At 60.5% G+C, this 15,767-nt stretch carries 12 protein-coding genes; 8 read left to right on the top strand and 4 right to left on the bottom strand.

The annotated features are described in order from the left end of the window. The first annotated feature begins 64 nt into the window (after window positions 1-64). The 4 genes from HSW_RS19140 (at window position 65) to HSW_RS19125 (ending at window position 3,741) form a co-directional block, all read left to right on the top strand. On the top strand, window positions 65-1,402 hold the full coding sequence (locus HSW_RS19140) for a PQQ-dependent sugar dehydrogenase (RefSeq protein ID WP_044003314.1): 1,338 nt from the start codon (window positions 65-67) through the stop codon (window positions 1,400-1,402). Window positions 1,403-1,514: 112 nt separating this feature from the next. Then, window positions 1,515-2,186, top strand: coding sequence for a spermidine synthase (locus tag HSW_RS19135; RefSeq protein WP_052346624.1), 672 nt, complete (start codon window positions 1,515-1,517; stop codon window positions 2,184-2,186). Between the two features lie 59 nt (window positions 2,187-2,245). Beyond that, window positions 2,246-2,902: a DedA family protein gene (locus tag HSW_RS19130; protein WP_044003313.1), complete on the top strand. Its 657-nt coding sequence runs from the start codon at window positions 2,246-2,248 to the stop codon at window positions 2,900-2,902. Between the two features lie 95 nt (window positions 2,903-2,997). Beyond that, a complete protein-coding gene (locus tag HSW_RS19125; RefSeq protein WP_044003311.1) occupies window positions 2,998-3,741 on the top strand; it encodes a shikimate dehydrogenase family protein in 744 nt (247 codons plus the stop codon). A gap of 79 nt (window positions 3,742-3,820) precedes the next feature. Here HSW_RS19125 and HSW_RS19120 read toward each other — a convergent pair whose 3' ends face one another. Next, window positions 3,821-6,310: a TonB-dependent receptor domain-containing protein gene (locus HSW_RS19120; RefSeq protein ID WP_044003310.1), complete on the bottom strand. Its 2,490-nt coding sequence runs from the start codon at window positions 6,308-6,310 to the stop codon at window positions 3,821-3,823. Window positions 6,311-6,631: 321 nt separating this feature from the next. On the opposite strand from HSW_RS19120, the gene HSW_RS19115 reads away from it, so the two are divergent. Together HSW_RS19115 and HSW_RS19110 are read left to right on the top strand one after the other, a co-directional pair. After that, the gene (locus HSW_RS19115) at window positions 6,632-7,738 is read left to right on the top strand and encodes a sensor histidine kinase (protein WP_081768499.1); all 1,107 of its coding nucleotides are present in this window, start codon (window positions 6,632-6,634) and stop codon (window positions 7,736-7,738) included. Between the two features lie 153 nt (window positions 7,739-7,891). After that, window positions 7,892-8,647 (top strand): LytR/AlgR family response regulator transcription factor, encoded by a 756-nt coding sequence (locus HSW_RS19110; protein WP_044003308.1) that lies wholly within the window; start codon window positions 7,892-7,894, stop codon window positions 8,645-8,647. Between the two features lie 101 nt (window positions 8,648-8,748). On the opposite strand, the gene HSW_RS19105 is transcribed toward HSW_RS19110, so the two are convergent. The 3 genes from HSW_RS19105 to HSW_RS19095 all read right to left on the bottom strand — a co-directional run bounded on the left by HSW_RS19105 (window position 8,749) and on the right by HSW_RS19095 (window position 13,300). Then, window positions 8,749-11,346, bottom strand: coding sequence for a TonB-dependent receptor domain-containing protein (locus tag HSW_RS19105; protein WP_044003307.1), 2,598 nt, complete (start codon window positions 11,344-11,346; stop codon window positions 8,749-8,751). A 127-nt stretch (window positions 11,347-11,473) separates the two neighbouring features. Then, window positions 11,474-12,316: an ABC transporter permease gene (locus tag HSW_RS19100; protein ID WP_044003306.1), complete on the bottom strand. Its 843-nt coding sequence runs from the start codon at window positions 12,314-12,316 to the stop codon at window positions 11,474-11,476. 51 nt (window positions 12,317-12,367) lie between these two features. After that, window positions 12,368-13,300 (bottom strand): ABC transporter ATP-binding protein, encoded by a 933-nt coding sequence (locus tag HSW_RS19095; RefSeq protein WP_044003305.1) that lies wholly within the window; start codon window positions 13,298-13,300, stop codon window positions 12,368-12,370. Window positions 13,301-13,540: 240 nt separating this feature from the next. Between HSW_RS19095 and HSW_RS23120 the strand changes: the two genes are divergently transcribed. Both HSW_RS23120 and HSW_RS19085 read left to right on the top strand, forming a co-directional pair. Further along, a complete protein-coding gene (locus tag HSW_RS23120; protein ID WP_052346622.1) occupies window positions 13,541-14,809 on the top strand; it encodes a sensor histidine kinase in 1,269 nt (422 codons plus the stop codon). Window positions 14,810-14,949: 140 nt separating this feature from the next. Then, a complete protein-coding gene (locus HSW_RS19085; protein ID WP_044003304.1) occupies window positions 14,950-15,684 on the top strand; it encodes a LytR/AlgR family response regulator transcription factor in 735 nt (244 codons plus the stop codon). The last annotated feature ends 83 nt before the right edge of the window (window positions 15,685-15,767 follow it).

Here is a 15,767-nt window from a genome sequence, read left to right as displayed (position 1 = left end):
TAAGAGAGAAGCCCGGACCAACGTGTGGTTCGGGCTTCTTTTGTCTGATACCGTCTCTTGCTCAATGAACCGAACTACTTTTGTGCCGGCTTTAGCCGGCCTGGCTCTGCTGAGTGCCTGCAGTGGACCCAGCAAACAGGAAAAGGCAGAAGCGGCTGCCACTACCCCCGCCGATACGGTAGCCACTGCTACCAGCCCGGTGGATCTGCCGCAGCCTTACGCCACCAAATCAACCACCAAGCGCAGCAAAGTAATTGGCTGGCCAGCAGGCAAAATGCCCGTAGCCCCGGCCGGTTTTGTAGTAACCAAATACGCCGGCGACCTGGTAAGCCCCCGCAATACCTACGTGCTGCCCAACGGCGACGTGCTGGTTGCCGAGGCCAATACCGTGCCCACGGATACCAAAGAGAAAGTGGTGGCCCAACTGAAGCTGGATCCTTCCAAATCGATGCGGGCCAGTAGTGCCAACCGCATTACGCTGCTCCGGGATGCCAACAAGGACGGCCAGCCGGAGACCCGGGAAACCTTTCTGACGGGGTTGAATCAGCCGTTTGGTATGTTGGTGCTGGATAGTTATTTCTACGTGGCCAATACGGATGGCGTGTGGCGCTATCCTTACCAAGCTGGTCAAACTAAAATCAGTGGCAAAGGCACGAAAATCATGGATCTGCCGGCTGGGGGCTACAACAACCACTGGACGCGCAACCTGTTGGCCGGGCCCGAAGGCAAAAAGATATACATATCGGTAGGCTCAGCCTCCAACGTGGCGGAACATGGTATCAAGGAAGAGGAGCGCCGGGCCAATGTGCTCGAAATCAACCCCGATGGGAGCGGGGAACGGGTGTATGCCGCCGGCCTGCGCAACCCCGTGGGGCTGGACTGGGCTCCCGGCACGCAAACACTGTGGTCGGCTGTGAATGAGCGGGACGAGTTGGGCGACGAGCTGGTGCCTGATTACCTGACGAGCGTGCAGCCCGGCAAGTTCTACGGCTGGCCTTACGCCTACTTTGGTCAGCACGAAGACCCCCGCCGGAAAGGGGAGCGGCCTGATCTGGTTCAGCAGACAGTAGTTCCCGAGGTGGCTCTGGGGCCGCACACGGCCTCCTTGGGCTTGGCTTTCTATAAGGCCGATAAGTTTCCGGCCAAGTACCGCAACGGCGCGTTTATCGGGCAGCATGGCTCTTGGAACCGTTCCGAGTTCTCAGGTTACAAAGTGGTGTTTGTGCCCTTCCAGAATGGCAAGCCCAGCGGCCCGATGGAAGATTTTCTGACGGGCTTCGTCGCCAACGCGGCGGATAAAGAAGTGTACGGACGGCCCGTAGGCATTACGGCCCTGCCCGATGGCTCCTTGCTGGTAGCCGACGATGCAGCCGATACACTCTGGCGCGTGGCTGCCCGGTAGGCTTCTCCACATATGACCTTCTCAAAAATCCCCCGCTGCCCTCTAGTAGCGGGGGATTTTGTGCGTACTGCCGGTCCGGTTGACGAGACATAGCGCCCTACCTTTACGGCTTATGAACAAGCTGCTCCAACTGCTGCGTCAGGGCCTGAGTTACCTCATGCCACTTACGCGCCGGGTTTCCTCGGAGTACAGCGGCCAACTAGAGATTACGCTGCACCGGGGACACAAAGAGCTGAACACGGTCCATGCGAATTATAGCTACGGCTCCCTGGAGCGGGTATTGCGCTACGGCCTGCTGTTTGCTCCCACCAAGCCCACCGAACCGGCCCTAGTATTGGGGCTGGGCGGCGGCTCAGTAGTGAAGCTGCTGCGGCAGGAACGGGGCCTTATCGCGCCGGTTACCGCCGTGGAACTGGATGCCGCCATTATCCGGCTGGCGGCGGCGGAGTTTGGTATTCGGGCCGATGCCCAGTTGCAGGTTGTGTGCGCCGATGCGTTTGAGTGGGTGAAAACAGCTCCTGAAGCCAACTTTGCCTTAGTGGTGGTGGATCTGTTTCTGGACCTTGACTTACCGGCCGGCTTGCATGATGCCGGTTTCTGGCGGCAGCTATACCGCCTAGTCCTGCCGGGCGGATATGTACTGTTCAACCTGCTGACGACAACCGAGCTGTGGCCCGACGGGCAGGAACTACCGGAGTTCCTAAGCGACTTAGGATTTGTAGTGCGCGACCTGGAAGTAGAGCGCTACAACCGCCTGCTGGTACTGCATAAACCTGCCGCTTAGTCCTTGCCCGCAGGTGGTTTGCCGGGCATGTGCTTTCTTTGCAGGCTCAACCCCAACCTATGGAAATTCTGAAGCATCTGCTCGACTTTATTCTCCACCTCGATAAGCACTTGGCTGAGATTATTCAGGACTACGGCACCTGGACGTACGCCATTCTTTTCCTGATCATCTTCGTGGAAACCGGGGTAGTAGTACTGCCCTTCCTGCCCGGCGACTCGTTGCTATTCGCGGCCGGGGCGTTGGCGCACCTGCCCGGTTCACCACTGAATATCTGGGTGATGATGGGCCTGCTGATTGTGGCCGCCGTGCTCGGCGATACGCTCAACTACCACATCGGCGACTATCTGGGGCCACGCGTATTCCGCGAGAATTCTCGCTTTCTAAAGCGTGAGCATCTGGAGCGCACCCAGGCTTTCTACCAGAAGCACGGAGCCAAAACCATTATCATGGCCCGTTTTATTCCCATTATTCGCACGTTCGCGCCGTTTGTGGCGGGCGTAGGTACCATGAGCTACAGTAAGTTTCTCTCCTATAACGTGGTGGGAGCGGTGCTGTGGGTGTTGCTGCTTACCGGAGCCGGTTACCTGTTTGGGCAGATTCCGATGGTGCAGAAAAACTTCTCGTTGGTGGTAGTGGCTATCATTGTGCTGTCGGTACTGCCAGCGGTATATGAGTTCATCAAGGAGCGGCGTACCAAAAGCCGGCCGGTAGCGTAATCGGAAACCATTGGATTTAAAGGAGAAACCGACTCGGCCGCTTTGGCCGGGGCGGTTTTTTTTGTTGCTTACCGCCCCATCAGCTACCCCGCATTATGCCCGAATTTGGATTGCTAGGCCGCTCTTTGAAGCATTCCTTCTCCCAGACTTACTTCACCCAGAAATTCCATAACCTTGAGCTGCCCGATTACCGCTATGAGTTGTTTGAACTGGCTACGATGAATGAGTTGCCCGCACTACTGGCCCGGCATCCAGATCTGCAGGGGCTCAACGTAACCATTCCGTACAAGGAGCAGGTGTGGCCGTTCCTAAATGAAGTAGCGCCGTCGGCGGCGCGGGTAGGGGCCGTCAATGTCATTGAGTTCCGAGCCGACGGCCAGTTGATTGGGCACAATACGGATTACATCGGCTTCCGTGACTCCGTGCGCAGTTTCCTGCCCAAGGGGCCACTTGCTGAGGTTCGGGCGTTGGTGCTGGGCAGTGGCGGGGCCTCGAAGGCAGTGGAAGTGGCGCTGAAAGAACTGGGTATCGGCTACTGGGTGGTGTCGCGCAACCCACTGGGCGCGGGCCTTACCTATGACGAGTTGACGCCGCATCTGCTGCAGGAGCACCGCCTGATTATCAATACCACGCCGCTGGGCACCTTCCCGGCCGTAGAAGAGTGCCCGCCCATTCCGTACGAGGCCCTCACCAGTCAGCACTACCTCTACGACCTTATCTACAACCCGCGCGAAACCGAGTTTATGCAGCGTGGCCAGGCCCGGGGTGCCCACACCAAAAACGGGTTCGAAATGCTTTGCCTCCAGGCCGAAGCCGCCTGGGAAATCTGGAATGGGTGAATAGATAAAGCAGAACGTCATTCCTCGACTCTGCTCGGAATGACGTTCTCTATTGCCTTCTACGCTCAATAGTTCAACCTTACCCGCCCTGCTGACCGCCGCCGCTGCCGCCTTTGGAGTCGTCGTTGCGGATGCTTTTGCGTTGGCGCTGGCCGCCCTCCAGCTTGCCGAAGCGGTAGTTGAAGGAGAGGCGCACGTTGCGCTGGTAGGAGTAGAAAACGCCCTGATTGATGAAATCGGGGGTGGTAGTGGTGCTGCGGAACTCGCGGCCGGAGGCCAAGAAGTTGTTGGCACCCAGCGTGAGGTCGGCCTTTTCCTTAAGCAGCGTTTTCTTTAGACTTAGGCCGTAGTACACCCCGCCGGAGTAGCGCGTCTGCAATTCCACGCCGCCCGTCCAGAAGCCGCCGTAGCCCTGCACCACGTAGGTTTTACCCAGCTTCAGGGAGGAGTTGAGGTTCATGTACGCGGAAGCGCGGCGACTGACGCGGTTCAGCTGGCGGCTGCGCAAGTTGGTATAGTCACCGCTGATGTTGCTGCTCAGGTCCCAACCCGTGAGTGGTTTCCAGGAGCCGTACAGGTTCAGACCGTAGTTGGTGTTGGTGGCCAGGTTGCCGTAGGTGGTTTCGTTGCGGGCGCGTTCCTGATTATAGATGCTCACACGCTCAATTGAATTGCCCACGCGCCGCACGAAACCCGAGGCGTTCAGCGAGAATTTCTCCCCAAACGTGCCGTACGTCAGTTCCAGCAACTGGGCCAGCTCGGGGCGCAGCTCGGGGTTGCCGAAGTTCACCGAGTTGGGCGTCACCTGGTTCACGTAGGGGTTCAGGTAGTAGATGTGGGGCCGCTGAATGCGCCGCGAATAGCTCAGGCGCAGCGTTTCGCCATCTTTCCGGAGGGTACGGGTGGCGTTCAGGTTCGGCAGCACGTTCAGGTAGTCATTCCGGAAGCGGCCGGCCTCGTTCTGAAACTCGCCCGCAATGCCGGTGCGCTCCAGTCGCGTGCCCAGGCTGAACGCATATTTTTTGCCCAGCGAGAAATTGTAGGTACCGTAGGCGGCCAGTACGTTCTGGTCGTAATCGAACCGGTTGGAGCGGAGCGCACTACGCACAAAACCGGGCTGCTGGCCGGTGAGCAAGGTATCCAGTGTGTAGTCGCTGCTGACCTGTCGGCGGATATGCTTGGCCCCAAGTTCCAGCGTATTCTTCTCCCCGAAAGGCTGCGTGTAATCGGTCTGGAAGGTGGTTTCGAGGTTGCGGGCCAGGTTGCGGCTGGCTTCCTGGTACTCCAGCGGCCCGGTGCGTACCTCCGGGGCACCGTACTGGTCAAGACGGTACTGCTCGCGGTTCCGGTTGTTGGTGTGCTGGGCCAGCACGCTCCACTCGCGGCGGGGCTGCTTATCTCCAAAGGTGCGGGTGTAGCCCGCATTCAGGTCGAAGCTGCGGTTCTGGTCCTGGCGGTTGATGTCGCGGGTATAAAGCGTATCCAGCGCGGGCTGGCCCTGGTACTGGTTGAACAGCTGCTGCGGCGCATCATTGGCGTAAAGGTTGCCGTTGCCGCTGAGGGTAAAGCTGTGCAGTGGCGACGGATCATACGTCAGCTCTACCTGGCCGTAGCCGCCCTGGCCCTGGTTGCGCGACGTAGTGCGCTCGGTCAGCTGGCCGGTGGTGCCGTCGGGTAGGAAGCTGGTGCGGGCGGTACTGCTCCTGAACGGGTACAGGTTGCGGAAGCCGCTGAGCTTGGTATTCACCCCAAATACGCCCCGTTTGGCGTTCAGACTGCCATTGAGGCCTTGGTTGCGGTTGCCGCCGCTGGCGCCCACGCTGCCACTGGTGCCCTGCAGCGTATTCTTCTTAAGCACAATGTTGATGACTCCGCCTGAGCCCTCCGCATCGTACTTTGCCGAGGGTGACGTGATGACTTCAATGGCCTTCACCTGGTCGGCTGGAATCTGCTTCAACGCTTCCGCCAGGTTGCCCGCCAGTAAAGCGGAAGGCTTATTGTTGATGAGAATCCGCACGTTGCCTGTGCCCCGCAACTGCACGTTACCCTCCCCATCGAGGTTCACCAGCGGAGTTTTGCGCAGGATGTCGGCCACAGTGCCGCCGGTGTTGCTGGCGTCCTGGTCGGCATTGTACACAAGGCGGTCGGGCTTGGTTTCTACCACCGGCCGCTCCCCGGTTACCGTCACGCCGCCCAGGTTCTGGGCCGAAGCCGTCAGGGCCAGCGTGCCCAGTGTCTGGGGCTCGGCGGTGATGGTTACGTTTTCCAGGCGGCTGCCGTAGCCCACAAAGCTAATCTGCAGCCGAAAAGAGCCGGTAGGCAGGTCGCGCAGCTCAAACTTGCCGTCGGCGTCGCAGGTGCCGCCCAGTAGCGGCGTGGTGCCGGTAGCGGGCAATAAAGCCACGGTGGCATATTCCACGGGTTTCTGGGTGGCGGCATCCACCACGCGGCCACTAAGGCGGCCGGGGCCTTTGGCGGCCGGAGCAGCAACTACTGAGAGAGAGGTCTGGGCGTGCACGGTGGAGGAGGCCACGGCGGCCAGCAGGAGCAGGGAGAATAGCTGCTTCATAGAGAATGATACAAGAGAATAGCGAAGCCCGACAGCATCGGAGCGAAAAGAATCAGCAACGAAACGATGTAAACGTAGCGGGTATTTCAGGCGTAGAGTCAAGTAATTCAACCAACGTTGCGTGTACTCTCAACCAAATCGGGTTTTTCTCCATCTAACCAGCGGCAGGAGAAGTTCCGCGCACAAGCAGGGCGGCTTGTAGGGTCTTACTGCCGGGTTGGTTGAAGAAGGCGCCGAAAGTTGTTGAAAAGCTGCCCGTCAAGGCGCGGCTATTTGGTACTTTGAGCTGCCGGATAGTAGTTGCCGGTCGTTTTGCTCTGTATGCCCGCGCCTTCTTTCGTGCCGCGCCGCCCCCGGCCGGCTTTTCAGCTTCCTTCCTTTCTCAGGCGTCTGCCCTGGTCGCATATGGCCTGGGTAGGGCTGCTGCTGTATTTCGATGTGCAGGGGTGGCTGCTGCGCCAAGGCGTACTGATACCACCGCTCAAGGATAATTTCTGGCCGCTGGCCATAACCACCGATATTCTCGATTCGGGCCTGTTTTATCTGAACTGGCTGCTCATGCCCCGGCTATTTGCCCGGCGGCAGCTGGGCCTGTACCTGCTGGTATTGGTAGCCGGGCTGGCCGCCTTCTGTGGCCTGCGCATCGGGGTCAGCTACTATTTTGACGAGGTGAAGGTGCAGGGCGTATCGCAGCCGTTGGCCTATTACGTGCAGGTGCTGCAGTCCTACTACTTTCTGCTGGGCGGGCTGATTTTGCTGCTGAGCTTTTTTGTGCGGCTGGCCGGTGACTACCTGCAGGAGCGCGACAACCGGCAGGAGCTGGAAAAACAGCATCTGCGGACGGAACTGGAGCTGCTCAAAACCCAGCTGCATCCGCACTTTCTGTTTAATACACTCAACAACATCTACTCCCTCACGCTCAATGGCTCTCCGCAGGCTCCGGAAGCGGTACTCCGTCTGGCCGAGCTAATGCGCTACCAGTTGTATGACAGTGCCGACGACCTGGTACCACTATCTCGGGAAATCGGGCATTTGCAGAGCTTCCTGACGCTGCAACACCTGCGCCTGCCCACCGATGATGCCGATGAAGCTATTCAGTTCACGGTGCTGCTGCCGCCCGGGGCCGAGCATGTGTGCCGCCTGCCGCCCATGCTGCTGCTGCCGCTGGTGGAAAATGCCTTCAAGCACGGCGACCTCACGGCCCGGCCCCACGTAGTGCGCCTCTCCCTACGCCTTACCGAGGACGGGCAACTACATTTTCTGGTGCGCAACCGGGTGGCGCCGGAAGCAGCCGACCCCGGCGGCGTAGGGCTGGTCAACTTGCGCCGCCGGTTGGCCCTGCTGTACCCTGGCCGCCATACGCTGGCCATCACCGCCAACGCCGAAGAATATGCTGCCCGGCTTTCTTTGCAGATATCGGGTGGGTAAAGTAGTACCGCCGATAATAGTTAGCTCGGCAGATTTGCGTATTGACTGCGTATCGAACTTTGTTGCGGGCAAGCGGCTCTGGCAGGTCTGGTGTACCGTTCATACAGCCGGGTCGCCACCTTTTCTCCTGTTTTATCTAAATCCCTTTGCTTGATGGAACCATCCGTTACGCGTCGTCCGCTAAGCTGCGTGGTGGTGGATGATGAGCCGCTGGCGCTGAAAGTGCTGGCCGATTACTGCGCCCAGGTGCCGTTTCTGGAGCTGCTGGGGCAGTTTCATGATGCTCTGACGGCCGTGGCTTTCCTGCAGGATACCCCTGTAGACGTGGTATTTCTGGATATTCAGATGCCGCGGCTCACCGGCCTACAGCTGGCGCAGCTGCTGCCGGCCCCGGGGCCCCGCATCATCTTCACCACCGCCCACCCCGATTACGCCGTGCAGAGCTACGAACTGCCGGCTCTCGATTATCTGCTCAAACCCATTTCCTTCGAGCGGTTTGTGCAGGCAGCGCACCGCGCCCGGGCCGCGCTACATCAGCCCGTTACGGCCAATGCGCCCACCGAAGCGCCGGACCCGGCCGCTACTGCCGATGAAGCCCTGTTTGTACGCCATGATAACCGCCTGCGCCGGGTATTGGTGGATGATATGTATTACGTGGAAGGCCAGAAGGAATACCTGATGTATTACACCGCCACCGGCAAAATCCTGACGCTGCAGTCGTTTCGGCGGCTGGAGGAGCTGCTGCCTACCGGCCGCTTCGTGCGCATCCACAAATCCTACCTCATCAACCTGCGCCACCTGGAGTTTGTGGAGCGCCACCGCGTGCAGGTGCACGGCGCCAGTCTGCCCATCGGGGAAACCTACCGGGAGGCGTTTCTGGAGCTGCTGCGGTACCATGGAAAGCTCTGAAATCAATTAAAAATTGAGAATTAAGAAGTAAAAATGAGCCGTTGGATGAATCCGTTACCGGACCGTCCAACGGCTCATTTTTACTTCTTAATTCTCAATTTTTAATTCCCCTGCTGCTGGCCGTCGCTGCCTTGCTTCACGTCGTCGTTCTGGATGCTACGGCGGCGTTTGGGGGCTTGCTGGGTTACTTTGCCGAAGCGGTAGTTGAAGGCCAAGCGCACCCCGCGCAGGTAGATATAGTTGTTGCTTTCCTGCCGGAACTGGTCAGTGTCGAGGGTGGAGCGCAGGTTGCGGGTGGCCGAGAGGAAGTTGTCGGCGTTCAGCGTCAGGTCGGCTTTATCCTTGAGCAGGTTTTTGCGCAGACCCAGCGAGTAAAACGTCCAGGCTGCCTGCTTGCCCTGCAGCTGCACGCGCGGTGAGTTGAGGCCCCCGAAGAACTGCAGGCTCAGGCCCTTCTCGAATTTGTAGCTGGAGTTCAGGTTCAGGTTGTACATCACCCCGCTGTTGGAATATGCGGCCGTGTTGATGGACCCGTCTTCGAAGCTCAGGGCCGGGCTTTTCAGCGACACATAGTACACGTTCAGGTTACCGCTCACGTCCCACTTCGGAATGGGTTTTACCGAGGTGAACAGGCTCGTGCCAAACGTGGCGTTGCGGCCGATGTTGCTGAACGTCTGCACGTTTACGCCGTTGCGGTCAATATAGCGCACGGCCTCAATGGCGTTGCCGGTGCGGCGGGCGTAGGCGCTCAGGTTCAGCACCGAACCTTTGATGAAGGTGGTGTAGTTGATTTCGTAGCTGTCGGTCAGCTCTGGTTCCAGCTCCGGATTACCAAAGCTCACGTTCAGCGAATCGGAGGAGTTGCGGAAGGGGTTCAGGTAGAAAATCTGGGGCCGTTGGATGCGTTTCGAATAGGCTATGCGCAGCGTCTGGCCCGGCTTTTTGGGGTTCTGGGGCTGGTAGCTCAGGCTCAGGTTCGGCAGTACGCTCAGGTAGTTCTGCTTCACGCTGGAGTTGTCGCTCTGTTGCTGCTGGAAGCTGCCGGTGATGCGCGTATTTTCCGCTCGGGCGCCCAGCTTGAAGCTCACCTTTTTCGAGGCCGAGAAGCCGTAGGTGCCATACGCCGCCAGCACATCCTGGTTGTAGTCGAACAGGTTGGAGCGGTCCGGGTTGAATACCGGGTCGATGTTGCTGCCGGTACTAGGGCTCGTGAATACGTCGTAGTCACTGCTCACGCGGCGCAGGATGGCCTTGGCCCCGGTTTCGAGCAACGCGGTTTCTGAAAACGGATGGGCGTAATCGGTCTGGAGGGTGGTTTCGAGGTTGCGGGAGAGGTTGTCGCTTTCTTCGCGGTAATCTTTGGCGAAGTTTTCGGTGGTGCGGCCCGCAAACTGGTCGAGGTAGTAAGCCTGCACGTTACGGTTGCGGGTATGCTGGGCCAGCACGCTCCACTCGCGGCGCTTCTGCTCAAACGTGCGGGTGTAGGAGCCGTTCACGTCATAGCTCTGGGTGCGGAAGCGCCGGTCTGTATCACGGGTAAACTCATCGGCCACGGGCAGCAGCAGGTTGTTAAACTGCCCGTAGTTGCCGCTGTTGCGGAACAGATTGCCCTGCACGTTCAGGGTGAGGTTGTGGTACTGGGCCGGGTCGTAATCCAGCCCTAGCCGGCCGAAGCCGCCGCCGCCCAGCGTATTGCCGTCGCCCTGTTGCTCCAGGGCCAGCCGCTCGTTGCCGCTGCCGTCTTTAAGGTAGCGCGTAAGGTCGTTGCGGTTGGGGCTGTAGAAAGCAAAGCCGCTCATAGAGCTGCTCAGGCCTACCTTTCCCTTGCGGTAATTGAGCGAGGCGTTGCCGTTGGAGCTACGCGTACCGGCTGCCAGTCCTACCGAGCCATTGAGACCCTCCAGGTTGTTCTTCTTCAGAATGATGTTGATAATGCCGCCCGTGCCTTCGCCATCGTACTTGGCCGAGGGCGTGGTAATTACCTCCACGCTCTTGATCTGGTCGGCGGGAATCTGTTTCATGGCATCGGCCACCGAGGAGGCCACCACGCCCGAGGGCTTGTTGTTGATGAGCACCCGCACGTTGCTGGTCCCGCGCAGCTCCACGTTGCCTTCGGGGTCCACGTTCACCAGGGGCACTTTGCGCAGCACATCGGCCGCCGTGCCGCCGCTGTTGGTAATGTCCTTCTCGGCGTTGTACACAATGCGGTCCGGCTTGGTTTCGATGACGTCCCGCTCGCCGGTTACCGTCACTTCCCCCAGCTTCTGGGCCGACGATTCCAGGCTTACGGTGGGCACGGTAGTCAGGCCCGCGCCAATGGTCACGTTGCGCGTCTGGGTGGCGTACCCGATAAAGCTGATCTGCAGCCGGAACTCGCCGGCGGCCAGCCCCTGCAGCTTAAAGCGGCCCCGCTCGTCGCACACGCCGCCATCCAGCGGGGTGTTGCCACTCAGGGGCAGCAGCGTGATAGTGGCAAACTCCACCGGTTTTTTGGTGGCCGCGTCGAGCACGGTGCCTTCGAGACGGCCGGAGCCTTTAGCGGTGTTAGACAGTACCGGTTTGGCCGTTGCGGCCGGCTGAGCCGGCATGCCGGCCGGGCGCTGCCCTGCTGCCGGAGCCCCGGCGGGCGGCGTGGTTTGAGCCAGAACCGGAGCCGTGAGCAGGCCCGTCAGCAGCAGGGGAAGGGTAACGTGTTTCATCGGATATGATAGGAGAGGAGTTGCAAAGAGAGGGAAATGGGAGCAGGGCAGAAAGGAAAATTGACCGAGCAGTTGAAAACCAGTCTCGAAGTGTGTCTCCGGGTGGCGGAGTAGTAAAGGGCGCGAATCAGTTGGTGACGTTGCGGCGGTATAGCACCAAGTAGCCCAGCAGCAGCGCGCCGGCAAACCAGCCCAGCGAATACCACTCGTGCTTTGCCAGCTCGTGCGCGGTTTCCAGCACGCCGGCCTTGGTCATTTTCAGTGAAGCCGACGTGCCCAGCGGCGCAGCGTACGGAATCTTGTCCACATGCTCCCAGCTTAGCAGGGCAATGGTGGCCACTACCGCGCCCATGCCCACGCCCACCGGCACCACAAAGGAGCGCCACAGCAAACTCACGATGTACTGCACCGCCAGCAGCCCCAGCGTGGCCACGTAGGTGCGGCCCAGCATCCAGAGCACCGGGGTAAGCGGCACCGCGTGCAGCTGAAACCCCAGCTTAGGCCGCACTATGCCCAGCAGGAATCCGGCGCCCAGTAGCAGGGCCACAAACAGCAGCAAAGCCACGGCGTTCAGGGCCAGTAGCAGCAGCAGCTTGGAGCCGAATACCGCCCCCCGGCCTACCGGCTGCGCATACAGATGCTTCCAGGCGGTGGCCTTGGTTTCCACATTTACCACTAGGCTCGTGAGCAGCACCACAAACAGCGGCAGCAGCAGTGTGCCGGCCGTTTGCCAGGCCGCCATAATGAAGCGGGGCCACGGGCTGCCGCCGGCCTTCATGATAATGTCGCCCTTGAAAAAGAAAATTAGGAAGGCAATGAGTACGGGGAACAGGCCGCTGAGCAGCGTCAGGCGTAGGGCAGCGGTGCGGCGTAGCTTCAGCACATCGGCCGAAAGGGTGCGGCGGAACTGGGTGAGCGGCGCGGGCGCGGCGGGCAGCGTCAGGAAATCGGGCGTAAGGACAGCTTCCATAACAGAGAACAAGAGGAGAATTGACGGTCGAAAAGGAGGCAGCAGGGATGCTTACACCAGTTCTTTTACCTCGGTGAGGTGGAGGAAGGTATCTTCCAGGCTGGGCTGCTCTAGGCGCAGGCCGAAGAGCGGCTGCCCGGCGGCTACCAGCGCGGCCGCTACCTCCGCCGAATGCTCTTTATTCAGCCAGGGCAGCCAGAGCGTACCGGCCGCAGGTACGGTAGCCCCGGCCAGCAGACGTGGCAGCAGGTTGCGGCACCGGTCGGCATCCTCGGTTTCCAGTACCAGCCGGGCGCGGCCGGTTTGCAGCCGCTGCAAATCGGGCAGGCTGCCCTGGAACACCAGCCGCCCCTGCTGAATCACGCCGACGTGGGTGGCTACTTTCTCAATTTCATTGATGAGGTGGCTGCTGACCACGATGGTTTTGCCGTGCTCCTGGCGCAGGCGCGTCAGCAACTCGCGCATCTCCATAATACCACTCGGGTCGAGGCCGTTGGTGGGCTCATCCAGCAGCAGCAGGTCGGGGTCGGAGAGCAAGGCAATGGCCAGGCCCAGCCGCTGCCGCATGCCCAGGGAATACTCGCGGGCCGCGCGGTGAGCATTGTCGGTAAGGCCAACCAGGGCCAGTACCTCGGCGGTGCGGTGAGCCGGTACGCCCCGCAGCCGGCGGGTGGCTTCCACGTTTTCCCGGCCGCTGAGGTGGTCGTAGAGCGAAGGGTTTTCGATGAGCGCGCCCACCCGGTTCAGCAAGGCCACCCGGTGCTGCGCCAGATCATGCCCGAACAGATGGATGGAGCCGGCGGCCGACCGCAGCAGGCCCAGCAGCAGCCGCATGGTGGTGCTTTTGCCGGCCCCGTTCGGCCCCAGAAAGCCGTAGATGCTGCCCGGCTCCACCCGTAGGTTCACCTCGTGCAGAATGGGGCGGGAGCCGAAGCGGAAACTGAGGTTCCGGGTTTCCAGGAGGGGGAGGGATGCTGAGTTCATAGCGCAGAAAGACAGTGAGGACGGGAGCAAACGTAGCGACCCGCTTTCCGGCGGGCTGCCCAATTCAACCAACCCACCAGCCCCGCCCCGAAACGACGGTTTTCCCCGCGCAAACCCGTTTTTGGGGGCCTTTATCCGCCTCCTCAGCGTTTACCCGACGCGCCGGGGCGTTGGCGGCGCGGGCGGTGGTGTTCATTGAAAAAAGTCCGATTTTGGGCCTGATTCATGGTATTTTCGAAGATGGAAGTTTTGTCCGAGCCCCTGGTTGCGCCCGCCCTGAAAGATTCTGCTGCTTCCCGGCGGGGGTGGCGGGCCCGCCTGCGGCCGTTGCTGCGGCCCGCTACCTGGTCGGCGGCGGCCGAAGTGACGCCGGTGCCGCGCTGGGTGCACGTGCTGCTGGGGCTGTGGCTGCTGGTGCTGGACGCGCTGAAGCTGGGTAACGTCATTTCCCTGCTGCCCCGCTTCCCGGCCACCCCGGCCGAGTGGCAGCCGCTGCTGCCGATGCTGGGCCGCCTGCTGCTGGAAGATGCCTGCGCCGCCGCCTTGTTCTACCTCACCTGGAGCTGGCTGATTCCGCGCACCCTGGGCCGGGCGCGGGTGGTGCAGTACGTGCTGCTGGCGGCCCTGTTGGTGCTGCCTTACGCCGCCCTCATCGGCTGGGTAACCACGCAAACCACTCGCAAAGGCGTGCAGATTTCGGCCTACCGCGTCACCACTTCCCGGCCGGGCAAAAAGTCGGTTACTACGGTGGTAAGCGGCCGGAAGGCAGGCCCCGATGCGCCGGAAGTCTGGATGCGCATCCTCAGCTCGGGGATTGTGGGCGTGTTCATCATCGGCAGCAGCTCGGCCCTGCGCGTCACCGGCGACTATATCCGGGGTCAGCGGAACCGACGCGAAATGGAGCGCCAGCAGCTGCTGACGGAGCTGGCCATGCTCAAAACCCAGATCAACCCGCACTTCCTGTTCAACACCCTCAACAACATCTACTCCCTCACCAGTCGCAAGTCGGATAAGGCCCCGGAGGCCGTGCTGCGCCTGGCCGAAATCATGCGCTACCTGCTCTACGAAAGCAGCACCGACACTGTACCGCTGAGCCGGGAAGTGGCCCATTTGAGTAGTTTCCTGGACCTGCAGCGGCTGCGGCTGTCGGCTTCCGCGCAGGAGGCCATCCGGTTTGAGGTGGAAGGGACCTCACCCGACTGCGCCCACCCCATTGCGCCGCTGCTGCTGCTGCCACTGGTGGAAAATGCTTTCAAGCACGGCGACCTCACGGCCCGGCCCGTGGCCGTGCACATTTCCCTGCTGCTGGCTTCCGATGGGCTGTTGCGCTTCTCAGTGCTCAACCACGTAGCCCCCGCCGATGCCGAGCGGGAGCTGCCCAAACAGCCTGGCGGCGTGGGCCTCGTGAACCTGCACCGCCGCTTGGAGCTGCTCTACCCCGGCCGCTATGCCCTCGACGTGCAAACGCCCCCTGGCCAGCACCTGGTTACACTAGTGCTGCTGCAGTAGCTTGAGGGTAGGCGGATTTAGAGGCGAAAGGTCATGCCAGGCAACGCGAGGAATGACCTTCTATATTTGCCCTCCTTTATATTTGCCCGCCTTCGTTTCCCACCCCTGCCTCGTCAACTCACTACCTCACTATTTCACCGATGACCTGTGCTATCCTCGACGACGAACCCCTGGCCCTCGACCTGCTGGCCGATTACTGCGCTCAGGTGCCCGGCCTGGAGCTGAAAGGGCAGTTTGATGACGCGTTGGCGGGCCTGGCCTTTCTGCAGGATAATCCCGTGGACGTGGTGTTTCTGGATATTCATATGCCCCGGCTCACGGGCGTGCAGTTGGCCCAGCTGCTGCCCCAGCCCGGCCCACGCATCATCTTCACTACTGCCTACGACCAGTATGCCGTGCGCAGCTACGAACTCAACGCTTCCGACTATCTACTCAAACCCATTGCTTTCGAGCGGTTTGTGCAGGCCGTGCAGAAAGTTCGCCAGCAACTCCAGCCCGCTACCACGCCGACACCGCCGGCAGTAGTAGCCCCCGCAGATGTCACGCCCACGGCCCCGGACGCCATGTTCGTGAAGAACGACCACCGCCTCCAGCGCGTGGCGTTCGATGATATCCTCTACATCGAGGGCATGAAGGAGTACCTGATGATTTACACTGCTACCGGCAAAGTGCTCACGCTACAGTCATTCCGGCGGGTGGAGGAAGTGCTGCCGCCAGACCGGTTTGCCCGCATTCACAAGTCCTTTCTGGTGGCCCTGAGCCGTATTGAGCACGTAGAGCGGGGCAAAGTGCAGGTCGCTGGGCGCCTCCTGCCCATCGGCGACACCTACCGTGACTCGTTCAATGCCCTCATCAAGGCGTATAATCTGCTTTAAGGCAAGACAAAGCGAAAAAGTAAAAGCGCTTACGAGGCCCAACATAGGCTACGTAAGCGCTTTTACTTTTTCGCTTTGTCTTG

Source organism: Hymenobacter swuensis DY53, from assembly GCF_000576555.1.
GTDB classification, from domain to species: Bacteria; Bacteroidota; Bacteroidia; order Cytophagales; family Hymenobacteraceae; genus Hymenobacter; species Hymenobacter swuensis.
The sequence above is the reverse complement of the archived record's forward strand: the minus strand, read 5'-3'. Positions and strand labels throughout refer to the sequence as shown.